Here is a 25,076-nt window from a genome sequence, read left to right as displayed (position 1 = left end):
AGCACAATATGAAATTCACGCATGAATGGATCGAGAAGAACCCCTGGCTGCTGATTGGCCTGGTGCTGCTCGTGATTTCCTTCGGCGGCCTGGTCGAGATCGTGCCGCTGTTCTTCCAGAAGTCGACCACCGAACCGGTGGCGGGCCTGAAGCCCTATTCGCCGCTGCGCCTGGCCGGCCGAGACGTCTACATCCGCGAAGGCTGCTACAACTGCCACTCGCAGATGATCCGGCCGTTCCGCGCCGAGACCGAGCGCTACGGCCACTACTCGGTGGCGGGCGAATTCGTCTACGACCACCCGTTCCAGTGGGGCTCGAAGCGCACCGGGCCGGACCTGGCCCGCGTGGGCGGGCGCTACAGCGACGAATGGCACCGCACCCACCTCGACAATCCGCGCGACGTGGTGCCGGAATCGAACATGCCGGGTTATCCGTGGCTGGCCAAGGCCAAGCTGAACCCGGAAGACATCATCCCCAAGATGCGCGCCATGCGCCGCATCGGCGTGCCGTACAGCGAGGCCGAGATCGCGGCCGCACCGAGCGAGGTGGCCGGCAGGAGCGAGCAGGACGCGCTGATCGCCTACCTGCAGGGCCTGGGCACCCAGATCAAGACGAGGAACTAAGAATGGCACTCCAACAGATCTTTGACGACGCGAGCAGCGTCATGACCGTCATCAGCTTCACGACCTTCCTGGGCATCGTCGGCTGGACTTACGTGCTGCGCAAGGGCAGCGATTTCGACGCCGCGGCGCGTCTGCCGTTCGCAGACGAGAACGACGCGGCAGGGGAGAGCGACCGTGGCTGATTTCTTCAACGAGTTCTGGCACTGGTACGTGGCCGTCATCACGGTGCTGTCGATCCTGGGCTGCGGCATCCTGCTGTGGTCGCAGTCGAGCTACCGCGTCAAGCTGCGCGCCGACGGCACGCCCGAGCAGACCACCGGGCACGTCTGGGACGAGGACCTGACCGAGTTGAATACCCCGATGCCGCGCTGGTGGATCGTGCTGTTCTGGCTCACCATCGTGTTCGGCTTCGGCTACCTGGCCCTGTATCCGGGCCTGGGCAGCTACGCCGGCAGGCTGGGATGGCATTCCACCGGCGAGTACCAGGCCGAGCTGAAGCAGGCCCGGCTCGACTTCGGTCCGGTGTTCGCAAAATACGCCGGCCAGGACCTGAAGGTGGTGGCTGCCGACCCGCAGGCCCACGCCATCGGCGAGCGCCTGTTCCTGAACTATTGCGCCCAGTGCCACGGTTCGGATGCGCGCGGCAGCAAGGGCTTCCCGAACCTGCAGGATCGCGACTGGCTGCACGGCGGCGAGCCGGCCGCGATCAAGCAGACCATCCTGCACGGGCGGGTCGGCAACATGCCGCCGATGGGCGCGGCGCTCGGCACCGACAAGGACATCGAGAGCGTGGCGCATTACGTGCGCAGCCTGTCGGGCCTGACGGCCGACCCGATCAAGGTCTCCTTCGGCAAGCCCAAGTTCGCCGCCTGCGCGGCCTGCCACGGCGCCGAGGGCAAGGGCAACCCGGCCCTGGGCGCGCCCAACCTGGCCGACAAGACCTGGCTGTACGGCGGCAGCGCGGAAACCGTGATGGAAACCATCCGCAAGGGCCGCACCAACACCATGCCGGCCTTCGGCGAGTTCCTCGGCGAAGAAAAGGTGCACGTGCTGGCGGCCTATGTCTGGAGCCTGTCGAACGCGCCCGCCCAGCAACCCATCGTCACGGCGCAAGCAAAATGAATGCCCCCGACCAGGCGCCGCGCGAAGCGGTCATCCGCATGTACGCGGCGCGCGAAGACATCTACCCGCGCGAGATCAAGGGCCGCTACGCCTCGCTGCGCTGGGCCTGCGTCTGGCTCACGCAGCTGCTGTTCTACGGCCTGCCCTGGATCCAGATGCACGGCCGCCAGGCGGTGCTGTTCGACCTGGCCAGCCGCAAGTTCTACCTGTTCGGCCTGGTGCTGTGGCCGCAGGATTTCATCTACCTGGCCGCGCTGCTGATCATCTGCGCCTACGGGCTGTTTTTGGTGACGGCGGTGGCGGGCCGGGTATGGTGCGGCTTCGCCTGCCCGCAGACCGTCTATACCGAGATCTTCCTCTGGATCGAGCGCAGGTTCGAGGGCGCACGCAGCGCCAGGATCCGCCTCGACCGCCAGCCCTGGACGCTCGGGAAGATCGCGCGCAAGGGCGGCAAGCATGCCGCCTGGGGGCTGGTGGCGCTGTGGACCGGCTTCACCTTCGTGGGCTATTTCACGCCGGTGCGCGAACTGAGTTTCGACATCGCCTCCTTCGGCCTGGGGCCGTGGGAGACGTTCTGGGTGCTGTTCTATGGCTTCGCCACCTACGGCAATGCCGGCTGGATGCGCGAGCAGGTCTGCAAGTACATGTGCCCGTATGCGCGCTTCCAGAGCGCGATGTTCGACAAGGACACCCTGATCGTCACCTACGACGCGGCGCGCGGCGAACCACGCAGCGCGCGCCAGGGTGCGCCCGGCAGCGGCGACTGCATCGACTGCAGCATGTGCGTGCAGGTCTGCCCGACCGGGATCGACATCCGCAAGGGCCTGCAATACGAGTGCATCGGCTGCGCCGCCTGCGTGGATGCCTGCAACGGCGTGATGGACAAGGTGAACCGTCCGCGCGGCCTGATCCGCTACGCGACCGAGAACGCGCTGGCCGCGGGCTTGAGCCTGGCGCAGGTGCGCCGGCGACTGCTGCGTCCGCGCGTGCTGATCTATAGCGCCGTGCTGGCGATCCTGGGCGCCGCCATGGCGAGCTCGCTCGCGCTGCGCAATCCGCTCAAGCTGGACGTGATCCGCGACCGCGGCTCGATGGGGCGCGAAGTGGACGACGGCATGATCGAGAACGTCTACCGGCTGCAGGTGATGAACACGCTCGAACAGCCGCAGCGCCTGCGCATCACGGTGGAGGGGATCGCCTCGGCGCAGGTGGTGGACGGGGACCTCATCGACATCGACGCCGCGACCACGCGCGCGGTGCCGGTGCGGGTGCGCATTCCAGGGGGCGAGGGCAAGCCGGGCTCGAACCGGATCGCCTTCACCCTGGCGTCCGACCAGAGCGCCGCATTGCGGGTGACCGAAGAAGCCGCATTCATCATTCCGAAATGAAGAAGGAGAACGACATGCAAGCCAATCTGCGCCTGGGACCGGCCACGCCCTGGTACCGGCACCGCTGGCCCTGGTTCCTGATGATCGGCCCGGTGCTGGTGCTGGTCGGCGGCGTCGTCATGATGTGGCTGGCGACCAGCCGCCCGGATGCGATGGTGGTCGGCGACTACTACAAGCAGGGCAAGGCCATCAACCAGGAACTGCGCCGCGACCGCGTGGCGACCCGGCTCGGCCTGAGCTTCGATGCCGGCTACGATGCCGCCGCGGGCCGGATCACGGGAAGCCTGCGCAGCCATGGCGCGCCGGTGCGGGCGCCGTTCCACATCCGCCTGGCGCACCCGACCCAGCCTGGGCGCGACCGCGTGCTGGAAGCACTGCCGGACGGGCAGGGACGTTTCGCGGCAGCCGCGCCGGCGCTGGAGCCGACGCACTGGCAGGTGGTCGTCGAAGGCGGGGCCGGGACCGAGGCCTGGCGCCTGGCCGGCAGCTGGAGCCCTGCCAGGCAGGCGCGCCTGCTGATCCACGCGGACGTGCAGTGAGCCGGGCGCCGTGAGCACCCGCGCAGCGGTGGCCTAGCGCGCTTTGCCCGGTTGCCGGGCTACTTGCGTCGCCTCAGTCGGCCCGGAAGCCCCGTCCCGTCGCCGCCCAATAGATGCCGCCATACAGGTGGTGCAGGAAGACCGGGTCGCGGTACGTGGCCGCGATGTGGCCCAGCGCGGTGTAGAAGGCGCGCCCGCCCTCGTAGGGCTGGTACCAGCTGATCGGGTGGAAGCTGCCCATGCCCATGCCCGTGCCCTTGCGGTCGGGCCAGGTCGTCTCCGGCCGGTAGCTCGACTCGTCGACCGTGAGCAGGTAGCGCAGCGTGCTGGACGTGGCGGGGCCGAACTCGTACCACTCGTCGGTGAACAGGCTGCGCGGCGCGAAGCGCTCCATGCCCGGAAAATTGCGTTCGCGCACCTGCAGCACCGCGGTCTGCACCGCCGGGTGCACGCGGAACATGTGTCCGACCATCCGGGTGTACCACGGCCAGCCGTACTCGGTGTCCGCCGCGCTGTGCACGCCCACGAAGCCGCCGCCCTTGCGGATGTAGCGCTCGAAGGCGGCCTGCTGGGCGTCGTCGAGGATGTCGCCGGTGGTCAGCAGGAACACCACGGCCTGGTACTTGGCCAGCTCGGCATCGTTCATCACGCGCTTCGCATCGGCGGTCCAGAAGACCTCGAAATCGTGCAGCTTGCCCAGTTCCTGCACGGCGCCGACGCCCGCATGCACCGCATCGTGGTGCCAGCCTGCGGTCTTGGTGAACAGCAAGACCTTGAACTGCTGGGCATGGGCCGGCAGGACGGCAAACACCGAGGCCAGCAACAGGGGTCGCAGGATGAAAGGAAATTTCATTTTGTTCGCCTCGATGAAAGAATATTTCATGCCCTGGAATGCTGTGCGCCGCAACCAGCCGGTGTCTTGCAGTCTAGCAAAGATGGCGTACTTAGACGGCTGAGGCGTGCGCGCATTGTTCGTTTGCGCTCATCCATGTTAGATTCCTCGCCGGCAAGCTCGGCGCCCGGCGCCGGCTTCGTCACTACGACAACGACCAAGGACACCAGACCAAGATGCCAAGCTTCCACCAGCGCAGCCTGCGCGCCGTCATCGGCGCATTGTTCATTCCGGCGGCGATTGCCGTCGCCGCCATGCCGACCGTGGCCGTCGCGGCGCCGGCCGCGCATGCCGTCGCCGCCAAGCCGAACAAGGCGTTCGACACCTGGGCCGAGCAGTTCGCCGAAGACTGGGTCCGCATGAACCCGCAACTGGCCACCGCGACCCAGTACTTCAGCGGCGCCGAGCAGGCCAGGCTGGACCGCGAGCTGACGCCCCTGACGCGCGCGCAGCGCCAGAAGATGCAGGCGCTGGCCCGCACCGGGCTGGCACGCCTGGACAAGTGGATGGCCGGCCCGCTCGCCGAAAACCAGCGCGTATCGGGCGCCGTCATGCGCTGGTCCTTGCAGAACGCGGTCGCCAACGAACCCTTCGATGACCATAATTTCATCTTCTCGCAGTTCAGCGGGGTGCAGGTCGGGCTGGTCAACTTCATGACCACCACCCATCCGCTGCGCAACCCGCAAGACGTGGACAGCTACCTGGCGCGCCTGGAGCAGGTCGGCGCCCGCATGGACGAGGCGCTGGTGCGCGCCCGCGCGGCGGCGGCCAAGCAACTCATCCCGCCGCGCTTCATCCTCGAGCGCGCCCAGTACCAGGTCGAGACCTTCCTCAAGCCGGCGGCCGACGAGAACGTGCTGGTCACCTCGCTGGCCCAGCGCACCGCGAACATGGACGGCTTGACGCCGGAAGCGCGCAGCGCCGCGCTGGCGCGCGCCGCCCGCATCGTCGAGGCGCGCATCCGCCCGTCCTACCAGCGGGTACAGGAATTCATGGCCGAACTCCATCCGCGCACCGGCGACGTGGCCGGCATCTCGCGCCTGCCGAACGGCGCGCAAGCCTATGCGCGCGCGGTCGAGAACTTCACCAGTACCAAGCTCACCCCGAACCAGATCCACGAGATCGGCCTGCGCGAAGTGGCGCGCATCGAAGGCGAGATGGACCGCCATCTTCGTTCGCTCGGCCTGACCGAAGGCAATATCGAAACCCGCATGAAGCAGCTGGACGCGCGCTTCCAGCCGAAAGGCGAGGGCGATCCGCGACCGGCCATCCTGGCCAGCTACGCCGAGATGGTGAAGGACGCCGAGCGCAGGAGCGCCGCGCTGTTCAACCTGAAGCCGCGCGCGCCGGTCGACGTGCGCCGCGAACCGCCGCTGACCGAACCCTCGGCCGCCGCCCACTACACGCTGCCGGCGCCGGACGGCACCCGCCCGGGCATCTTCTGGGTGCCGCTGCGCGGGCCGAGCTTCGACATGATCCGCATGCGCAGCCTCTCGTACCACGAGGCGGTGCCCGGCCACCACTTCCAGCTGGCGATCCAGCAGGAACTGACCGGCATCCCGAAATACCGCAGCCAGCGCATCTTCAGCGGCGGCAGCGCCCATTCCGAGGGCTGGGCCCTGTATGCCGAGCGCCTGGCGGCCGAGCAGGGCTGGTATGAAGGCGACGTGCCCGGCCTGCTGGGCGCCCTTGGCTCCGAGCTGTTCCGCGCGCGCCGCCTGGTGGTCGATACCGGCCTGCACACCAAGGGCTGGACCCGCCAGCAGGCGATCGACTACGGCATCGGCGCGCAGGAGGTCGAGCGCTACGTGGCCTGGCCGGGCCAGGCCAACGCCTACATGATCGGCATGCTGCGCATCCTCGAGCTGCGCGACAAGGCGAAGCAGGAACTGGGCGACAAGTTCTCGCTGCCGGGCTTCCACGACCTGGTGCTGGGCGCCGGCTCGGTGCCGCTGGACGTGCTGGGCGAACTGGTGGACGGCTGGATCGCGAAGCAGAAGCAGGCCTGACGCGGCTCGACCGCGGCGGAGGGCCGAAGAAAACCGCGCTATACTGCCTCGATGCGCATCCAGCTTTTCTCCGACCTGCACCTCGAACGCTACCCGCATTTCCTGCCCCGGATCCATGACGACACCGACGTCGTCGTCCTGGCCGGCGACATCGGCTCCTACCAGTCCGGCTCGCGCCTGATCGACCATGGCGACATCGACTTCGGCCTGGCGCGGTTTTCTCCGCTGCGCCCCGGCGCCCCGCGGGCGCGGGTCCTGTACATCCCCGGCAACCACGAGTTCGACGGCCTCGACTACGACGAGGCCTACCTGCGCCTGCGCGCCAGCTGCGCGCGCCTGGGCATCGAATGGCTGGACCGCGAGACCCTCGTCATCGGCGCGGTGCGCTTCGTCGGCACCACCCTGTGGAGCGACTTCGACGCGCTGGCGGGCCAGGAGCCGGATCTCGCGAAGCAGCTGCAGCGGCGCGAAAAGGCCTTCCGCGCCGCGAATTACTACCTGTCGAAGAACACCACCCTGAAGAACGGCGAAAAAGTGCTGGCCGAGGGCCTGCGCGCCATGTCGCTCGATTGCCAGGACTGGCTGCGCGGCGCCCTGGCCACCCCTTTCGAGGGCAGCACCGTGGTGGTGACCCATTTCGCGCCCAGCCTGGAGAGCGCCGACCCGCGCTACGGCCTGACGCCCGGCACCGCCGGCTTCTGCAATGCGATGGATGCGCTGTTTCCCCAGGCCGATGTCTGGATCCACGGCCACCTGCACTGCGCCAACGACTATGTGGTGCGCGGCGAGGAGGGCGGCCGGCCCTGGGCCTGCCGCGTGGTGGCCAATCCGCTCGGCTACCTGAGCAAGGGCGAGCAGGACGCCTTCCGTCCCGATCTCGTCATCGCGCTCTAGCGGCCGCGCGCTCGGGCCTTCCGGCCGGTCTGCTACACTGGCCGACTCATCGAACCAGCATCGCGCACCCGATTGACCCAGCTTCCTGCCCCAGATGACCTGCCGCCCGTGCTGGCCGGTCCCATCCTGCGCCGCCTCGCGTCCGACCGTCTGGTGCTATGGCTGGTCGGCAGCGCGCCGCTCGACCTGAGCCTGGTGCTGGCGCCGGATTCCGGGCCACCCCGGCGCCTGGCGCTGGATGCGCGCCATTGCCGGGTCATCCGCGTCGGCCGCCACGCCTGCATCCACCTGATCGATGTGGCACTGCCCGAGCCGCTCCCGCAAGACACGATCATCGCGTACGACCTGCTCGTCACCCGGGACGATGGCAGCGAGGCCGGCATCGCGCAGTGGGCGCCGCACCTGCTGCATGCGGGCGCGACGCGGCCGGACATGGTGCTGCGCAGCCGCAGCGACAATATCCTGTTTGGCTCGTGCCGCAAGCCGCACCATCCCGCGCGTGACGGTCTGGCGCGCGCCGACGCCCTGGTGGCCGATCATGTCGAGCGGCCGGGCGAGCGGCCCGCCATGCTCATGCTGTGCGGTGACCAGGTATATGCCGACGATGTGGCGGGGCCGATGCTGGCGGCGATCCATGCGCTGATCCGGCGCCTCGGCCTGTACGGCGAATCCCTGGACGGCGCAGTGGTCGCCGACAGCGAGGCGCTGTACCGCCATCCGGCCAGTTACTACCGGCGTGAAGAATTGCTGCCTGCGTTCAGGTCCAACGAGGCCTTGCGCGACCGCTTCTTCGGCGGCAAGGAAAAGCCGATCTTCACCACCGCCAATGCGCACAACCACCTGGTCGGCCTGGCCGAGGTGATGGCCATGTACCTGCTGGTCTGGTCGCCCGTGCCATGGCGGCTGGTGGCGGACGCGCCGGCGCCCGCCCTGGACCCGCGGTTTGCCGACCGTTGGCGCCGCGAGTCGGCGGCGCTGGCGGGCTTTTGCCGCGACCTGCCCAGGTCGGCGCGGCTGCTGGCGCACGTGCAGACCCTGATGATCTTCGACGACCACGACATCACCGACGACTGGAACCTGTCGGCCAGGTGGGAGACCACCGTCTACGCACATCCGTTCTCGCGCCGCATCGTGGGCAATGCGCTGATCGCCTACCTGCTGTGCCAGGGCTGGGGCAACCGCCCGGAGGTGTTCGGGCCGGCGCTGGACGAGATGGCGGCGCTGGCCGCCACCGGCGCTGCCGACCAGCGGCTGGACGCCACGGCGCAAGATGCGCTGATCACCCGCCTGCTGTCGTTCCGCCAGTGGGGTTTCGTGGTCCGGAGCGCGCCCACGGTCATCGTGCTCGATACCCGCACCCGGCGCTGGCGCAACCGGCGCCGGCCCGGGCATCCGTCTGGCCTGATGGATTGGGAGTCGCTCACCGAGCTGCAGCACGAACTGCTGGACGAAACCGCGGCCGTCATCGTCTCGCCGGCGCCCATGTTCGGGGTCAAGCTGATCGAGGTGGTGCAAAGGCTCGCGACCTTCGCCGGCCTGGCCCTGAGCGTCGACGCCGAGAACTGGATGGCGCACCGCGGCGCGGCCAGCAGCATGCTCAATATCTTCCGCCATTCCCGCACCCCGGCCAATTACGTGGTGCTGTCGGGCGATGTGCACTACTCGTTCGTCTACGATATCAAGGTGCGCGAGCTGCCCGAGGCGGATGTTCCGGACCGCAGCCCGCACGTCTGGCAGATCACCAGCAGCGGCATCAAGAACGAATTCCCGCGCCGCCTGCTCGACTGGCTCGATCGCCTCAATCGCTGGTTGTATTCGCCGCGCTCGCCGCTGAACTGGTTCACCCAGCGCCGCGATCTCGCCATCACGCCGCGCCTGCCCGAGTGGCGCCGGCAGGGCGAGCGGGTCTGGAACGGCGCCGGCATCGGCCAGGTATGGCTCGATCCGCATGGGCGGCCGCTGCGCATCGTGCAGCACGACGCCGACGGCCGGCCCTCGACCCGGTTCCTGGCGCCGGAGCAGGACGCATCCGCCGCGGCGGCTGCCGGGCAGCCATCGAGGAAACGCTGATCAAGCGACCGGTTGCGGACCGTGTTCTTCGCAGCAGCGCCGCTGCGCCGCCGTCAGCCCATCGGGCTGCACACCTCGGTGCCGGCGGCCATGGCCTTGAGCCTGGCCGGGTCGAGCAGGGTGACTTCGCGCTTGTCCACCTGCAGCCAGCCTTGCTTCTTGAAGCGCGACAGCAGGCGGCTGATGCTTTCGATGGTCAGCCCGAGGTAGTTGCCGATGTCCTCGCGCGACATGCGCAACTGGAAACTGTTCGGCGAATAACCGCGCGCGGCATAGCGCGCCGACAGGTTCACCAGGAACACCGCAAAGCGCTGCTCCGCGCGCATGTTGCCAAGTAACAACATAACGTTCTGTTCGCGCGTGATTTCCTGGCTCATGATGCGGTGAAAATGGCGCAGCAGGGCCGGCACATGCCCGAACAGCTCTTCCAGGCGCGAGAACGGGATCTCGCATACCTCGCTGTCTTCCAGGGCCACGGCGTCGCAGTGGTGGGTGCCGCTGATCGCGTCCATGCCGAGCAGTTCGCCGGCCATCTGGAAGCCGGTGATCTGGGCCTCGCCGGCCGCGTTCACCTGGTAGGTCTTGAAATGGCCGAAGCGTACCGCGTACAGGTTGCGGAACGGCTCGCCCATGGCGTACAGGCGCTCGTCGCGCACCAGGCGCCGGCGGCGGCCGATGATCTGGTCGAGGCGGGTGATGTCGGCATCCTCGAGTCCCATCGGCAGGCATAGCTGGTGCATGCTGCAGGCGCTGCAGCTGGTCTTGATGGCCTGGATGCTGATCGGTGCTTCGCCTGGAAGCGAAATGGGGTGGCTCATGGCGGGGAAAAGTCGGAATGCGGACGCAGCCATTATAGACGGCTGACGGGCTCCCGGGTTTCATTTTCCGGGAGCAAGCAGGGTGGCTGCCGCCACCCTGCGGCATTGCGCTACAGGTGATGCCGGTGTTCGGCCTTCATCCGGTAATAGGCCTGGCGGCCCTTGGCGCGCACGGTCGCGGCGATCTGCGCCGCCTCCTGCGCCGCCTGGTTCACGGTGGCAAAGGCATTCGGATCCGCCCTGAGGGCCTCGACCGCCTGTTGCGACTGCGCCGTGCCGGCCAGCGCCAGCCCGAAGGTGGCCGCTACCGCCAGTTCGGCGCCCAGGGTGTCGAGGGTCGGCGCCACCACGTCCGGGCCCGCCTTGGCTGCCGCCGCCGCCTCCACCGTGGCCTGGGGCGTCGCCAGCGCGCGCGCCGTGCCCATGTCGCCCGCGACCCGCGCCAGGAAGTCGAGCGCGGCCCGGCTGCCGGTCCGGTTGGCCAGGTCGCCGAGCCGGATCAGGGCCGTGTTCTTGGCGTTGAACACCGCACGCCCGGCGCGCGGGCCCTGCACGAAGTCGATCAGCGGCCCCACCGCGATCTCGCTGCCGATGTAGCCGAGGGTGGCCACGATCTGCGTCAGGAACTCCTCGTGCTGCTCGGGTTCGTTCACCAGCCAGTCCAGCAGCAGGCGGGCGTCCGCTTCCACGAACTGCGACGCCAGCTCCCAGGGCACGCCTTCGATCCAGTGCTGCGACACGAAGTCGCGCACGTCGCCTGGCGCCTGCAGCCCGCCCGCGTCGCACGCGCAGCCGCCGGCGGGCATGAGCGTGCCGGTGACGTTGAGCGGGCCTGCAAGATAGGCCGCCGACTCCGCGTCGTTGACGACGTTGTGGTCGACCCCGACGGACGGGTACATGACCGCGCGCAGGTCGTCGGTGCGATGGCCGAGGCCGCAGTTGTGGCCATACTCGTGCACCCAGATCAGGCCTTCCTGGTCGGGGGTGAAACGCACCGCCGCCACGTTGACCGAGGCGCTGCCGACCGGGGCGCAGCCGATGATGCTGTCGCCGGGGCCGCCGCACCAGCGGATGGCCTGCACGATCTTGATCCCGCTTCCGGCGCTCAGCAGCGCGTTCAGGTCGGCCGCGGTCTGGATGGTTCCGGGGACCGTCGTCGGCAGCACCCGTACCGCGCCGTTGCGCACGAAACGGACCGGCGTCGCGAGGTCCGGGCCGGAATCGTCGTTCTCGAGGATGGCGCCCATGTCGGCCAGGATCCGGTCGGCCTCGGCGTCGCTCAGGGCCACGCTGCCGTGGCGGTGCACGGTGACCGAGACCGTGCGCGGCCCGCCCGCATCCGGATTGACGATCAGGTAGTCGGCATACAGCGGGGTGTCCGCGCTCGATTCGATGTCGACCCAGATGTCGACCCCGCCGGCGCGCGGGGCGACATTGTGCAGGGTGTAACGGGCCGAGCCGATGAGCTTGCCGGCGTCCGGCCCGCCGGGCGCGCCTTCGCCGATGGCCACGAACACCTGGGAGCGGGGCGTGACGGCGTCCCAGCCGAGGCGCAGCACCCATTGGCCGCGCCGCTGGCCCCAGTCGTGGCGGTAGGTGAAGCCGGTGCCGGCGAGCGCGGGTTGCGGCCCGGCTGCGCCGGCCTGCGGCCCGGTCGGGACTTCGGCTTCGGCCTCGCCGTAGGGGGGCTGGTAGGCCGGGGTGCCGGCCGGCTCTCCCGGCGCAAAGGGGCGCGCGAGTTGCAGGGCTGCGTCCCGGTCGAGACGGTCGTTTGGCGACATGCTGCTCTCCTTGTGTGCGTTGGCGGATCGGGACCGAAGATCGGGCCCGATCCTCAGCCCGCGTGATGCTGCCGGGCCCGAATCGACAGTCAATATAGACGAGTGTTCCGGCTGCGCATGGCCGATCTGCCGCGTCATTAATATGGATCAGTGGCATGGATCAGTGGCTTCCAGGTTTTTGATGGTGAGAAAAATCGGGGAGCCCGGCACACGCAACGCGGCCATCACGACGCGTCGACGCATCAATTCGGGTTCAGCAAGCGTGCGGGCCCATCCTGCATGCTAGATTCTGGTCACACCAACGGAATACGACGAGCAAAGGAGTCTGCATGTTCGGCCTGGCCGCCTTGGATCTTGCACGCGTGCAATTCGCGTTCACGATGTCCTTCCATATCCTGTTTCCGGCAATCACGATCGGCATGGCCAGCTACCTGGTCGTGCTCGAACTGTGCTGGCTGCGCAGCAAGCGCCAGGTCTACGTCGACCTCTACCACTACTGGCTCAAGATCTTCGCCGTCACCTTCGGCATGGGCGTGGTCTCCGGCATCGTCATGGCCTACCAGATCGGCACCAACTGGAGCTACCTGTCCGAGTTCGCCGGCAGCATCATGGGCCCGATCCTGTCCTACGAGGTGCTGACCGCCTTCTTCCTCGAGGCCGGCTTCCTCGGCGTGATGCTGTTCGGCTGGACCCGGGTCGGTCCCGGCCTGCACTTCGCCGCCACCTGCGCGGTCGCGGTCGGCACTCTGATCTCGTCGACCTGGATCCTGGCCGCCAACAGCTGGATGCAGACCCCGCGCGGCTATGCGATCGAGGGCGGGCGCATGGTCCCAAGCGACTGGCTGGCGATCGTCTTCAATCCCTCCTTTCCCTACCGCCTGCTGCACATGGTGATCGCGGCCTATCTCACCACGGCGCTGATCGTCGGCGCCTCCGGCGCCTGGCAGCTCCTGAAGCGACGCGACAACCCGGCGGTGCGCAAGATGCTGTCGATGGCGATGTGGATGGTCCTGATCGTCGCTCCCATCCAGGCCGTGGTGGGAGACTTCCACGGGCTCAATACGCTGGAGCACCAGCCGGCCAAGCTGGCGGCGATGGAAGGGCACTGGGAGAACGAAGGGGACAAGGCGATTCCGCTGCTGCTGTTCGGCATACCCGACATGGAACAGGAAAGGACGAAGTTCGCGGTCGGCATCCCGTACCTGGGCAGCATCATCCTGACGCACTCCTGGAGCGGCCAGATCCCGGGCCTGAAGGAGTTTCCCCGCGAAGACCGGCCGAATTCACTGATCGTGTTCTGGAGCTTCCGCCTGATGGTGGGCCTGGGGCTGCTCATGATCGCCCTGGGCGCATGGAGCCTGTGGCTGCGCAGGGGCGGGCGGCTATGGACGAAACGCCCCTTCCTGCGCTTCGCCCTGTGGATGGGGCCGGCGGGCCTGGTCGCGATCCTGGCCGGTTGGACCACCACCGAGGTCGGGCGCCAGCCCTGGGTGGTGTACGGCGTGCTGCGCACGGCCGACGCCGTCTCGCCGCACGGCGCCGGCTCGCTGGCCCTGACGCTGGCGCTGTTCGTGGTGGCCTACCTGTTCGTATTCGGCACCGGCACGGTCTACCTGCTGCGCATGATGCGCAAGGGGCCGCAGCGCTTCGAGCTGCACCGGCCGCCGCAGGGCGGTCCGGGCGAACAACGCACGCCGATGCGCCCGCTCTCGGCGGCGGATGTCGGCAACGACGACGATGCCGCACCGGACGGCGCGGCGCCATCCAACGACCAGCACGGGGGCTAGGCATGGGCATCGACACCACCGTCATCTGGGCGGTCATCATCTTCTTCGCCGTCTTCATGTACGTGCTGCTGGACGGCTTCGACCTGGGCATCGGCCTGCTGTTTCCCTTCACGCCCAAAAAGAACGACCGCGACACCATGATGAACACGGTGGCGCCGGTCTGGGACGGCAACGAGACCTGGCTGGTGCTGGGCGGGGAAGGGCTGCTGGCGGCCTTCCCGGTGGCCTATTCGATCATCCTGTCGGGGCTGTACCTGCCGCTGATCTTCATGCTGGTCGGCCTGGTGTTCCGCGGCGTGGCCTTCGAATTCCGCTTCAAGGCCAAGGAACACGAGCGCCACCTGTGGGACAAGGCCTTCATCGGCGGCTCGGTGGTGGCCTCGTTCTTCCAGGGCGTGGCGCTGGGCGCCTTCCTGGACGGCATCACGGTGTCGGGGCGCAGCTATGCGGGCGGGCCGCTCGACTGGATCGCGCCCTTCCCGCTGCTGGCAGGGCTGGGGGTGATGATCGCCTATACCCTGCTGGGCGCCACCTGGCTGGTCATGAAGACCGAGGGCGAGCTGCATGCCCGCATGGTGCAGGTGGCGCGGCCGCTCGCGCTGCTGCTGCTGGCGGCCATCGTGGTGATCAGCATCTGGACCCCGTGGCGCGATCCGGCGGTGGCCGCGCGCTGGTTCAGCTTCCCGAACATCCTGTTCCTGGCGCCGGTGCCGGTGCTGGTGCTGGTCTTCATCGTGCTGCTGCTGCGCGCGCTGGCGGGACAGGGCGACAACTTGCCGCACCGGGTGCCCTTCGTGGCCGCGCTGGCCCTGATCTTCCTCGGCTACAGCGGCATGGCGATCAGCATCTGGCCGCACATCGTGCCGCCCGCGATCTCGATCTGGGAAGCCGCCTCGCCGCCGAGCAGCCAGGGCTTCGCGCTGGTCGGCACGCTGTTCATCCTGCCCATCATCCTGATGTACACGGCCTGGTCCTACTGGGTATTCCGGGGCAAGGTCAAGGCCGACGCGGGGTACCACTGATGGACCGGCCGCACCGGCGGACGCGCCCGGGCGTGCCCCGCCGCGAATGGATGCGGCGGCTGGCCTGGCTGGTGGCGCTCTGGCTCGGCGGCGTGTTGACGCTGGGGGCGGTCGCCTATGTGATCCGGGTGTTCATGCATGCGCTCGGCATGCGCTAGCGCGGCATACGCCTGGCGAAACGCGCCGGCCAACCGTGCGCGGCCTGCCGCAAGGGAGGACTACACTCTTCGTAACGCTTTGCTAACAGGAGTGCCGCACCGTGTCCCTTTCCGACGCGCCGCCGATCGACCGTCCCGCCGGCCCTGCCGTCGGCCCTGCTGCCGACCCTGCTGCCGACCCTGCTGCCGACCCTGCTGTATTCACTGCCGTCGCCATGCCGCTGTCCGGTGAAGACCAGGCGCGTGCCGACCTGTACGCGCTGCTGTCGCGCCTGCTGCTGGCGGCGCCGGGCGCCCGCCTGCTGGAGGCGCTCGCGCACGCCGACCCCATCCTGTCGGCCGGGGGCGATCCGGCGCTCGAGCAGGCCTGGGAGGCGCTGACGCTCGCCTCCGGCGTCATGGACCCGGACGCCGTCTCCGAAGAATTCGATGCCCTCTTCGTCAGCGTCGGCATGCCGCCGCTGAACCCCTACGGCTCGCGCTACCTGTCCGGCTACCTGAACGACGCGCCGCTGGCGGCCCTGCGCGCCGACCTGGCGCGCCTCGGCATCGGGCGGGTGCGCGACGCCGGCGAATTCGAAGACCACCTGGGCGCCCTGTGCGAGACGATGCGCGTGCTGATCGCCGGCGCACCCGCGCAGTCCGGCACGATCGCGCGCCAGCCGGTCGAACGCCAGCAGGCCTTCTTCGAGGCGCACCTCGCGCCCTGGTATGCGCGCTGCCTGGACGACATCGCGGGCGCCGACGGCGCCAACTACTATCGGCTGGTGGCACGGCTGGCCGCCGCCTTCCTCGCCATCGAAGCGGAGGCCTTCGCGGTCGGGGCGGCGTCCCCGGAAGCATCGGCCCTGGATCCGGTAATTTGACCAACATCAGCCAATACGAGGCACAGGCATGGAACAGCATCCGCAAGCACAGGAAACCGGGCAAGACGGCACGCCGGCAGGGAGCGGCCCCGGCGCGCCGGACCCGACCCGCCGCAACTTCCTGAAGGCCGCGCCGCTGGGCGCACTGGCCGTGGTGGCAGGCAGCGCCGGCGCGGACGAAGCGCCGGCCGCGCCGGCGGCGGCGGCGCCCGCGGTCAAGCGCGGCTACCACGAAACCGCGCACATTCGCCGTTACTACGAGACCGCCGCCTACTGGTGACACCAGCGTGGGCGCAACCGGAGAGCCAGCATGTCCTTAGTAAAATCCGTCCGCGACAGCGGACTCAAACGGCGCCGCTTCCTGGTGGGGGCCGGCGTTGCCGCCGGGGCCGGGGCCCTGGCCCGTCAGCTGCCGCTGAACGTGATCGAACCGGCCAGGGCCGAGCAGGAGGTGCCCGGCGCCCCGGTGCCCACCGAGATCAAGCGCACCATCTGCAGCCACTGCTCGGTGGGCTGCTCGGTCGACGCGGTGGTCGCCAACGGCGTCTGGGTGCGCCAGGAAGCCGCCTTCGATTCGCCGATCAACATGGGCGCGCACTGCGCCAAAGGGGCCTCGGTGCGCGAGCACGCCTTCGGCGAGCACCGCCTGCGCTACCCGATGAAGCTGGTCAACGGCAAGTATCAGCGCATTTCCTGGGACCAGGCCATCAACGAGATCGGCGACAAGCTCATCGAACTGCGCCAGAACGCCGGGCCCGACGCGCTGATGTTGATCGGCAGCTCCAAGCACAACAACGAACAATCCTACCTGCTGCGCAAGTGGGCCGCATTCTGGGGCTCCAACAACTGCGACCACCAGGCGCGCATCTGCCACTCGACCACGGTGGCGGGCGTGGCCCAGACCTTCGGTTACGGGGCCATGACCAACTCGTTCAATGACCTGCACCACAGCAAGGCGGTGCTGTTCATCGGTTCGAACCCGGCCGAGGCGCATCCGATCTCGATGCTGCACTTCCTGCACGCCAAGGAACTGGGTGCGAAGATGATCGTCATCGACCCGCGCTTCACCCGCACCGCGCGCTTCGCCCACCACTACGTGCGGGTGCGGCCGGGCACCGACATTCCGCTGGTGTGGGGCATACTCTGGCATATCTTCCAGAACGGCTGGGAAGACAAGGAGTTCATCGCGAACCGTACCTACGGCATGGAAGACGTGCGCAAGGAAGTCGCCAAATGGACGCCCGACAAGGTCTCGGACGTCACCGGCGTGCCCGAAGCCACGGTGCGCATCGCCGCCGAAATGCTTGCCACCAACCGGCCCTCGTCGGTGGTCTGGTGCATGGGCATCACCCAGCACCACGTCGGCACCGCCAATGTGCGTGCCCTGTCCATCCTGCAATTAGCACTTGGTAACATCGGCAAGCCGGGCGGCGGCGCCAACATCTACCGCGGCCACGACAACGTGCAGGGCGCCACCGACGTCGGTCCGAACGGCGACTCGCTGCCGGGCTACTACGGCATCGCCGAAGGCGCCTGGAAGCACTTCGCCGCGGTCTGGGGCGTCGACTACGAATGGATCAAATCGCGCTTCGGCTCCAAGGAGCTGATGGAAAAGCCGGGCATCACGGTGTCGCGCTGGTTCGACGCGGTCAACGAGAAGCCGGAATACGTCGACCAGCCGAGCAACCTGCGGGCCGTGTTCTACTGGGGCCACGCGCCGAACAGCCAGACCCGCCTGCCGGACATGAAGGCGGCCATGCAAAAGCTCGACATGCTGGTAGTGATCGACCCCTATCCGAGCATGACCGCGTCGATGCACGGGCGCACCGACGGGGTCTACCTGCTGCCGGCCGCCTCCCAGTTCGAGACCTCGGGTTCCTGCACCGCCTCCAACCGCAGCATTCAGTGGCGCGAGCGCGTCATCATGCCGCTGTTCGAATGCAAGACCGATCACGAGATCATGTACCTGTTCGCCAAGAAGCTGGGCTTCCACAACGAACTGTGCAAGAACATCAAGGTCGTGCTGAACGAGCCGGTAATCGAGGACGTCCTGCGCGAGATCAACCGCTCGTGCTGGACCATCGGCTACACGGGCTGCTCGCCCGAGCGCCTCAAGCTGCACATGGAGAACAAGCACACCTTCAACCCGACCACCATGCGGGCCGACGATGGACCCTGCAAGGGCGACTACTACGGACTGCCGTGGCCGTGCTGGGGCACGCCGGAAATGAAGCACCCGGGCACGCCCATCCTGTACGACACCAACAAATCGGTGGCCGAAGGCGGCCTGCCGTTCCGCGCCAACTGGGGCGTCGAGCACGACGGCGAGTCGCTGCTGGCGGCCGACGGCAGCGCCACCAAGGACAGCCAGCTCGATACCGGCTACCCCGAATTCGACCATGTGTTCCTGAAAAAGCTCGGCTGGTGGGCGGAGCTCACCCCGGCCGAGCAGGCGATGGCCGAGGGCAAGAACTGGAAGACCGACCTGTCCGGGGGCATCATCCGGGTCGTCATCGCGCACGGCTGCGCACCTTTCGGCAATGCCCGCGCGCGCTGCAACGTGTGGAACTTCCCCGATCCGATCCCGGTCCACCGCGAGCCGCTGGCGACGCCGCGCCGCGACCTGGTCGCCACCTACCCGACCTACGACGACAAGGCCAACTTCTGGCGCCTGCCGACCTTGTACAAATCGGTGCAGGCGGTCGACTACTCCAAGGAATTCCCCCTGATCATGACCTCCGGTCGCCTGGTCGAGTACGAAGGCGGCGGCGAGGAGACCCGCTCCAATCCCTGGCTGGCCGAGCTCCAGCAGAACATGTTCATCGAGCTCAATCCGCGCGATGCGGCCCAGATCGGCGCCCTTACCGGCGAGTATGTGTGGGTCGAGACCCCGACCGGGGCGCGCCTGAAGATGATGGCGATGGTCACCGAAAGGGTGCCGATCGGACTGGTGTGGATGCCTTTCCACTTCGGCGGCTGGTGGATGGGCGAGGACCTGGAGCGCCACTATCCGGAAGGCGCCGCGCCGACCGTGCGCGGCGAAGCCTGCAACACGGGCTGGACCTACGGCTACGACACCGTGACGATGATGCAGGAAACCAAAGTATCGCTGTGCCGGGTGCTGCGCGCCTAGCGCAACCGGAACGTGAACCGCAGAGCAGAGGAGGCAGTGATGGCGGCGAGGATGAAATTTATTTGCGACACAGAGCGCTGTATCGATTGCAACGGCTGTGTGACGGCCTGCAAGAACGAGCATGAGCTCGCGTGGGGCATCAACCGGCGCCGCGTGGTGACGATCAACGACGGCATCCCCGGCGAGCGCTCGGTGTCGGTGGCCTGCATGCACTGCACCGACGCGCCCTGCCTGGCGGTGTGTCCCACCAACTGCATCTACCACACCGAGGACGGCATCGTCCTGCACAGCAAGGACCAGTGCATCGGATGCGGCTACTGCTTCTACGCCTGTCCCTTCGGCGCCCCGCAATTCCCGGAAAGCAGCGTCTTCAACCACCGCGGCAAGATGGACAAGTGCACCTTCTGCGCCGGCGGCCCGGAACCGGACACCTCGCAGGCCGAATTCGAGAAGTATGGCCGCAACCGCATCGCCGAGGGCAAGCTGCCGGCCTGCGCCGAGCAGTGCGGCACCAAGGCCCTGCTGGGCGGCGAAGCCAACCAGATCGCCGACATCTACCGCCAGCGGGTCGAGACCCGCGGCTATGGCCCGGAACTATGGGGCTGGAAGATCGCCTACGGCCGGCCCAAGCGCGGCGGCCAGATCAAGGTCCAGGGCGACTATCCGCGCGAAAACCAGCTGCTGGGCGACACCCAGAACGATCCGGGGAGGTTCCCGCAATGAACAAGCTACGCTACCTGGTCCTCGCGCTGCCGCTGGCGCTGAGCGGCTGCCTCGAGGTCGACCAGTTCCCCGGCTGGCTGCACGGCGAGTACGCCGGCAAGCCGGACGACCGCCACTACCAGACGCGCTTCCACGGTGACCGGCTGGCCTGGTCGGCCAGCATCCTGAACCGCGGCCTGAAGCAGAACGAGTACAACCGCGCCAACCCCTGAGGAGCCGAGCATGCGAGCCAATCTGTCCGCCCTGCGCGCCGTACCGGCACGGCCGCTGCTGTCCCGGCTGCCGCTTTTGCCGCTTCTGCCGGCGCTGCTGGCGCTGCTGGCGTTCGCGCTAGCGATGATGTCGCCGGCCTCGGCCGGGGTACCGAACGAGAAGGCCAAGCCCGCGTATGCCGAAGAGCAGACGGTCATGCAGATCGAGCACGATTCCGTGGTGCCCGAACCAGGCTTGCTCGACGCCGCCTCCGGCCGGGTGCACATGGACCGCAACTATCTCGGCGACTACGGTGCAAAGGGCGAGCTGAACGTCATCCTGCAGCGCGGCGGCAATACCTGGCGCCACCTGCGCAACGGACCGATCGCGACCATCGCCGGCATCATCCTGCTGGCGGTGCCGCTCCTGATCTTCGTGTTCTACCGCGCCATCGGCCCGGCCCGCGAAGAGCCGGCCACGGGACGACGGATCAAACGCTTCAGCGCCTGGGAGCGCCAGGTGCACTGGGCCACGGCCTACAGCTTCATCGCGCTGGCCATCACCGGCATCGTCATCATGTACGGGAAAGCGATCATGCTGCCGTGGATGGGGCATACGGTGTTCTCGTGGGTGGCGCTCATCTCGAAATACCTGCACAACTTCGTCGGGCCGCTGTTCATCGTCTGCTCGGTGCTGATGTTCATCACCTTCTTGCGCCGTAATTTCTTCAATCGCCAGGACTGGCAGTGGGTCAAGCAGGGCGGCGGCCTGGTGTCGCACAAGCACGTGCCGGCCGGGTTCTTCAATGCGGGCGAGAAGGCCTGGTTCTGGCTCGGCGTGACCTTGCTGGGCCTGGTCATGTCGATTACCGGCCTGGTGCTGGACTTCGGCAATTTCGGCCAGACCCGCTACATCATGCAAATTGCCAACTACCTGCACGTGGCGGGCGCCACGCTCTACATAGCCGCCGCCATGGGACACATCTACATCGGCACCTGGGGCACCCCGGGCGCCTACCAGGCCATGCGTGAAGGCACGGTCGACGAATCCTGGGCCCAGGCCCACCATGGAATCTGGTACGAACAGGTCAAGAACGGGACGGCCCCGGGCACGCAGCCGGACGGCGGCGTGCCGCGCGGCCCGGCGCCGCGCCCGGGACCGGCCCACTGAACAGCGAGGAATGTCATGACACCATCCACACCCGCAAGCGGCTTGCCGCTGGCGCCCGTGCTCCTGATGCTGCTGTCGGCTGCGCTGGTCTCAGGCTGCGACCGCGGCCGCGAGCAACGCGTCGACGGCATCGTCCAGACCAAGTATCCCGGCCAGGTCACGGCGGGCGGCGCGACCAGCGGCACGATCCTCGCCCAGACCGCCAGGCCGACCACCGACGCCGTCTATGCCGGTGGCACGCCGGGTATCGCGGGCGGTTCCGGCGGCAATACCGCAGGGGCGGAGGTCGGCGGCAGTACCCGCGAAACCGGCCAGGGACCGGCGCGCGGCGTGAGCAATCCGACCGGCGTCCAGCCCGGCACCCAGGGGCAGATGCCGGACTACGGCAAGCCGGCGCGGCCCGCGCCGGGAGAAGCCGAGGCGCCATCCGCGACCAACGTCGCGCCGAATCCGCCGGCAGCGGGGAAAGACTTGGGCAAGCAATGAACACATTACGCGCATCGCGCTGCTTGCTGGCGGCCTGGCTGCTGTCCGGCGCGAGCTGGGCCGCACAGCAGCAGCCACAGCAGACACAGCAGACACAGCAGACACAGCAGACACAAGCGCTGCAGCAGCCGCAGCCAACGCAGACTGTCGAGCAAGCCCGGCAGCAAGCGCAGCTGACCCCGGCCCAGCAGGAGGCCGCCGCCAAGAAGGCCGCGGCCGACGCCAAGGCGGCCAAGGAAAAAGAGCAGCTGGCGGCGGCGATGGACCGGCTGTCCGACCGCTGGCGCTCACAGGCGGCCGCCAAAGGCTGGCGCATCCAGCCGCCACCGGCGACCGCGGCCCTGCCGCCGGCGACCGCCTTGGGCGACTTGCCACCCGGCGCGGTCCGCGATGCCGCCGACGCAGGCATGGTGCCGCCGGGCGTGACGCCGCCGGGAGCCGGCATGCCGGCCGCCGCGCCGGCCCATGCGGCCGGGGGCGCCGCCACCGCGCCGGCCACCGGCGCCGCGCCGCGCAGCCCGCAGGCGCTGAACGCGGCCAGGACGCCCATCAAGAGCGAGAAGCTGGGCACCGCGCCGCCCAGCGAAGACGTCAAGACACGCCAGACGCCGTCGCTGCCAAGAGGGACCGCCCCGGCGGTTCAAAAAGAGCACAGTCCCGAGACGGCGAACAAGCAATGAAAATGGGAAGCCTGCCGATCGCGGTGATCATGCAGCGCCGCAGCCTTGCGCACCCTTGGGCCGACGAAGCCTGGGAGGCGGTCGGCGTGGTGCCCGACCGCGGCGAACTGCCGCGCATGCAGGTGCTCAGCACGAGTTCCGAGCGCGACTATTACCTGGTCTCCGGCCTCGAGCTCGAGCTCTACACCGACGAGAACGACGGCTACTACGAAAACTGCATGGCGCCCGAATCGAAGGTATTCGTGCTGTGGCGCATGGAAGAGGGCAGGGCCATGCCGGTGCGCGCCTCGGTCAGCTACGTGGAGGGCACCCGCATGTTCGATTCCGGCGAGCAGGCCGATGGCGTCGCGATGCCGGCAGAAATCTATGCCTGGGTAGCCGGCTACCTGCGCGAGCACTACCAGCCGAAACCGCGGTCGCGCCGGGGCCGCGAGCACGGATGACTGGAGACGCGATGCCGAATGAAGGATTCTTGCGGCGCTGGTCGCGGCTGAAGTCGAGCGGCGGCGACGCCGAGCCGGTGACCGCGCCGCTCCATGCCCCTGCCGCCGCCCCTGCACCCGCCCTGCAGCCCGAACCGCCTGACGCTCGCCGTCAGGACGGCGCGCCGCCGCCGCAGCCACCCTTGCCGACGCTGGAAGACGTCGCCCGGCTCACCCCGGACGCCGATTTCTCCGCCTTCGTGGCAAGGGGTGTCGACAAGTCGGTGCAGCGTCTGGCACTCAAGAAACTGTTCAGCGATCCGCATTTCAATGCGATCGACGGTCTCGACATCTACATGCGCGACTACAACCAGGCCTCGCCGCTCACGCCGGACATGCTGGCTTCGCTCAAGCATGCGCCAGGCGTCCTGGACCGGCTGCTGGGCGACCGGCAGGAGGCCGAGGCCGGGCCGGCCGACGCGCTGGCGCTGGAAGATGCGCCGGGGCCGCAAGCCGGACCGGAGCAGGAGCAGGAGCAGGAGCAGGAACACTACACGATACCGACGTCCACACAACAAGGGAACGCATGAACATCCGCTTTACCGACAATCCGCCGATCGATCCGGTACGGGAAGGCCGCGACGCGCAGGCCCGGCGCGCCGCGATCCAGGCCGCCGACGCCATTCCGGTGTTCGAGCCCGCCGTCACGGTGGATTACCGCTCGGCCGGCCGCAGCCTGGTGGTCGGCTCGGCCGCGCACGCCCTGCCATTGGCCGACCGGATCGCAGGCGTGCTGCCGGTCACCGTCCTGCTGCTCGACAGCCAGGACGAGTTCCCGCTGCGCCCGTATCCGGTGCACCAGGCCCGCACCGTGGCGGTCGCCGGCTGGCTGGGCGCCTTCGAGGCGCGCTGGCAGGCGCCCGGCCAGGCGGTCGGACAGGGCCGCTTCGACCTGGTGCTCGACCTCTGTCCGAGCCGCCTGATCCCCAGCCACCAGCGCCCGCACGGCTACTACGCGCCCGGCGACGGGGAAGCGGCCCGCCTCGCCGCGGGCGAGGCCATGCTCGACATGGTCGGCGACTTCGAAAAGCCCAAGTATTTCGCCTACAAGGAGCGCAGCTGCGCCCACGGCCGCAACGGCCAGAAAGGCTGCAGCGCCTGCATCGAGATCTGCTCGGCCCAGGCGATCGCCGACGACGGCGACCGGATCAAGGTCAACCCCTACCTGTGCGCCGGTTGCGGCGCCTGCTCCACGGTCTGCCCGACCGGCGCCATCAGCTACGCCTTCCCGCCGGCCGCGCTCACCGGCAAGCGCATGCAGGCGGCCCTGCGTTGCTACCGCGAAGCGGGCGGCGAAGACCCGGTGTTCCTGCTGCACGATCCCGAGCATGGCGCGGAGCTGCTGGCTGCGCTGGGCGACGCGGTTCCCGGCCGGGTGATTCCGCTGGCGTTGCAGCACACCGCCTCGACCGGCATCGACGTCTGGTTCGGCGCGGTGGCCTACGGGGCAGCCGGCATCGCGATCCTGACGACCGGCAACGAAGCGCCCCAGTACCTCGCCGCCCTCGACCAGCAGATGACGATCGGGCAAGCGGTGCTCGATGGCCTCGGTTATGACGGCCCGCATTTCCAGTTGCTGCAGGCCGGCGCGCCCGAAGAGCTGGCCGTGGCCCTGCGCCACGCGCCGCGCGGCCGGGTGCCATCCGAGCCGGCCGTGTTCCACCTGGCGAACGACAAGCGCAACACGCTCGACTACGCGCTCGAGCACCTGCACCGCCATGCGCCGCTCAAGCCGGAGGCGGTGACGCTGCCGCCGGGCGCTCCGTTCGGCGCGGTCGAGGTGAACCGCGGCGCCTGCAGCCTGTGCATGTCCTGCGTCGGTGCCTGCCCGGCGGGCGCGCTGCAGGACGGGCAGGGTGCGCCGCTGCTGCGCTTCATCGAGAAGAACTGCGTCCAGTGCGGCCTGTGCGCCAGCACCTGCCCGGAGAACGCCATCAGCCTGGCGCCGCGCCTGTCCTTCGCCGAGACGCGCGGCCAGGCGGTGGTGCTCAACGAGTCCCGGCCCTTCCACTGCATCCGCTGCGACAAGCCCTTCGGCACCCTGCAGATGGTCGAGAACATGCTCGGCCGCCTGGCCTCGCACCCGGCCTTCAGCGGCCACCTCGACCGCTTGCGCATGTGCGGCGACTGCCGCGTCATCGACATGATGGAGCCGCGCGACGAGATGCGGGTCACCAGCCTCAAGCGTAGCTGAACGGGGTGCTCCGGGCCGCGCAAGGCGGCTCGGCCGACCGCGCGTTC

Annotated in this window: 25 protein-coding genes; 22 read left to right on the top strand and 3 right to left on the bottom strand. The window is 68.5% G+C overall.

Annotated elements, in window-relative coordinates:
- Positions 1-8 precede the first annotated feature (8 nt).
- From ccoO to IM543_15735, 5 genes are read left to right on the top strand one after another with little or no spacing between them, the layout of a single operon-like run.
- A complete protein-coding gene (ccoO, locus tag IM543_15755; GenBank protein QOY93033.1) occupies positions 9-623 on the top strand; it encodes a cytochrome-c oxidase, cbb3-type subunit II in 615 nt (204 codons plus the stop codon).
- Between the two features lie 2 nt (positions 624-625).
- Positions 626-805: a cbb3-type cytochrome c oxidase subunit 3 gene (locus IM543_15750; protein ID QOY93032.1), complete on the top strand. Its 180-nt coding sequence runs from the start codon at positions 626-628 to the stop codon at positions 803-805.
- Positions 798-1,745: a cytochrome-c oxidase, cbb3-type subunit III gene (gene ccoP / locus IM543_15745; protein ID QOY93031.1), complete on the top strand. Its 948-nt coding sequence runs from the start codon at positions 798-800 to the stop codon at positions 1,743-1,745. The genes IM543_15750 and ccoP overlap by 8 nt, the downstream gene beginning before the upstream one ends.
- Positions 1,742-3,133, top strand: coding sequence for a cytochrome c oxidase accessory protein CcoG (gene ccoG, locus IM543_15740; GenBank protein QOY93030.1), 1,392 nt, complete (start codon positions 1,742-1,744; stop codon positions 3,131-3,133). The genes ccoP and ccoG overlap by 4 nt, the downstream gene beginning before the upstream one ends.
- Positions 3,130-3,672 carry a FixH family protein gene (locus tag IM543_15735; protein QOY93029.1) on the top strand — a complete coding sequence of 181 codons (543 nt, stop codon included), beginning with the start codon at positions 3,130-3,132 and terminating at the stop codon, positions 3,670-3,672. The genes ccoG and IM543_15735 overlap by 4 nt, the downstream gene beginning before the upstream one ends.
- A gap of 73 nt (positions 3,673-3,745) precedes the next feature.
- On the opposite strand, the gene IM543_15730 is transcribed toward IM543_15735, so the two are convergent.
- On the bottom strand, positions 3,746-4,525 hold the full coding sequence (locus IM543_15730; protein ID QOY93028.1) for a ThuA domain-containing protein: 780 nt from the start codon (positions 4,523-4,525) through the stop codon (positions 3,746-3,748).
- Positions 4,526-4,740: 215 nt separating this feature from the next.
- Here IM543_15730 and IM543_15725 point away from each other — a divergent pair, with 215 nt between their 5' ends.
- The 3 genes from IM543_15725 (at position 4,741) to IM543_15715 (ending at position 9,537) form a co-directional block, all read left to right on the top strand.
- Complete coding sequence (locus tag IM543_15725) at positions 4,741-6,573, top strand: DUF885 domain-containing protein (protein QOY93027.1); 1,833 nt, start codon at positions 4,741-4,743, stop codon at positions 6,571-6,573.
- Positions 6,574-6,624: 51 nt separating this feature from the next.
- Positions 6,625-7,467 carry a metallophosphoesterase gene (locus tag IM543_15720; protein ID QOY93026.1) on the top strand — a complete coding sequence of 281 codons (843 nt, stop codon included), beginning with the start codon at positions 6,625-6,627 and terminating at the stop codon, positions 7,465-7,467.
- Positions 7,468-7,575: 108 nt separating this feature from the next.
- Entirely contained in the window at positions 7,576-9,537 is a 1,962-nt protein-coding gene (locus tag IM543_15715) for an alkaline phosphatase family protein (GenBank protein ID QOY96713.1), read from the top strand.
- 53 nt (positions 9,538-9,590) lie between these two features.
- On the opposite strand, the gene fnr is transcribed toward IM543_15715, so the two are convergent.
- Together fnr and IM543_15705 are read right to left on the bottom strand one after the other, a co-directional pair.
- Entirely contained in the window at positions 9,591-10,355 is a 765-nt protein-coding gene (gene fnr / locus IM543_15710) for a fumarate/nitrate reduction transcriptional regulator Fnr (GenBank protein ID QOY93025.1), read from the bottom strand.
- A 110-nt stretch (positions 10,356-10,465) separates the two neighbouring features.
- A complete protein-coding gene (locus IM543_15705; GenBank protein QOY93024.1) occupies positions 10,466-12,136 on the bottom strand; it encodes a hypothetical protein in 1,671 nt (556 codons plus the stop codon).
- 329 nt (positions 12,137-12,465) lie between these two features.
- Here IM543_15705 and IM543_15700 point away from each other — a divergent pair, with 329 nt between their 5' ends.
- The 14 genes from IM543_15700 to IM543_15635 all read left to right on the top strand — a co-directional run bounded on the left by IM543_15700 (position 12,466) and on the right by IM543_15635 (position 25,029).
- Positions 12,466-13,923, top strand: a complete 1,458-nt coding sequence (locus IM543_15700) for a cytochrome ubiquinol oxidase subunit I (GenBank protein QOY93023.1) — start codon at positions 12,466-12,468, stop codon at positions 13,921-13,923.
- A gap of 2 nt (positions 13,924-13,925) precedes the next feature.
- Complete coding sequence (gene cydB, locus IM543_15695) at positions 13,926-14,945, top strand: cytochrome d ubiquinol oxidase subunit II (GenBank protein ID QOY93022.1); 1,020 nt, start codon at positions 13,926-13,928, stop codon at positions 14,943-14,945.
- Positions 14,945-15,103: a DUF2474 domain-containing protein gene (locus tag IM543_15690; protein ID QOY93021.1), complete on the top strand. Its 159-nt coding sequence runs from the start codon at positions 14,945-14,947 to the stop codon at positions 15,101-15,103. Before cydB ends, IM543_15690 begins: the two co-directional genes overlap by 1 nt.
- A gap of 215 nt (positions 15,104-15,318) precedes the next feature.
- Positions 15,319-15,969 carry a molecular chaperone TorD family protein gene (locus tag IM543_15685; protein QOY96712.1) on the top strand — a complete coding sequence of 217 codons (651 nt, stop codon included), beginning with the start codon at positions 15,319-15,321 and terminating at the stop codon, positions 15,967-15,969.
- Positions 15,970-15,997: 28 nt separating this feature from the next.
- The gene (locus tag IM543_15680; protein QOY93020.1) at positions 15,998-16,249 is read left to right on the top strand and encodes a formate dehydrogenase; all 252 of its coding nucleotides are present in this window, start codon (positions 15,998-16,000) and stop codon (positions 16,247-16,249) included.
- A 30-nt stretch (positions 16,250-16,279) separates the two neighbouring features.
- Positions 16,280-19,102 (top strand): formate dehydrogenase subunit alpha, encoded by a 2,823-nt coding sequence (locus IM543_15675; GenBank protein ID QOY93019.1) that lies wholly within the window; start codon positions 16,280-16,282, stop codon positions 19,100-19,102.
- Between the two features lie 51 nt (positions 19,103-19,153).
- Entirely contained in the window at positions 19,154-19,825 is a 672-nt protein-coding gene (locus tag IM543_15670; protein ID QOY93018.1) for a 4Fe-4S dicluster domain-containing protein, read from the top strand.
- Positions 19,822-20,037 carry a hypothetical protein gene (locus IM543_15665; protein ID QOY93017.1) on the top strand — a complete coding sequence of 72 codons (216 nt, stop codon included), beginning with the start codon at positions 19,822-19,824 and terminating at the stop codon, positions 20,035-20,037. The genes IM543_15670 and IM543_15665 overlap by 4 nt, the downstream gene beginning before the upstream one ends.
- Positions 20,038-20,047: 10 nt before the next feature.
- Positions 20,048-21,187, top strand: a complete 1,140-nt coding sequence (locus tag IM543_15660) for a formate dehydrogenase subunit gamma (protein QOY93016.1) — start codon at positions 20,048-20,050, stop codon at positions 21,185-21,187.
- A 66-nt stretch (positions 21,188-21,253) separates the two neighbouring features.
- A complete protein-coding gene (locus IM543_15655) occupies positions 21,254-21,673 on the top strand; it encodes a hypothetical protein (GenBank protein QOY96711.1) in 420 nt (139 codons plus the stop codon).
- Entirely contained in the window at positions 21,670-22,353 is a 684-nt protein-coding gene (locus IM543_15650) for a hypothetical protein (protein QOY93015.1), read from the top strand. Before IM543_15655 ends, IM543_15650 begins: the two co-directional genes overlap by 4 nt.
- On the top strand, positions 22,350-22,796 hold the full coding sequence (locus IM543_15645; GenBank protein ID QOY93014.1) for a DUF3305 domain-containing protein: 447 nt from the start codon (positions 22,350-22,352) through the stop codon (positions 22,794-22,796). Before IM543_15650 ends, IM543_15645 begins: the two co-directional genes overlap by 4 nt.
- A gap of 11 nt (positions 22,797-22,807) precedes the next feature.
- A complete protein-coding gene (locus IM543_15640) occupies positions 22,808-23,365 on the top strand; it encodes a DUF3306 domain-containing protein (GenBank protein QOY93013.1) in 558 nt (185 codons plus the stop codon).
- On the top strand, positions 23,362-25,029 hold the full coding sequence (locus IM543_15635) for a 4Fe-4S binding protein (GenBank protein QOY93012.1): 1,668 nt from the start codon (positions 23,362-23,364) through the stop codon (positions 25,027-25,029). The genes IM543_15640 and IM543_15635 overlap by 4 nt, the downstream gene beginning before the upstream one ends.
- The last annotated feature ends 47 nt before the right edge of the window (positions 25,030-25,076 follow it).

The organism is Massilia sp. UMI-21, assembly GCA_015277795.1.
Taxonomy (GTDB): Bacteria; Pseudomonadota; Gammaproteobacteria; order Burkholderiales; family Burkholderiaceae_D; genus Telluria.
This window is presented reverse-complemented; position numbering and strand designations above follow the sequence as displayed.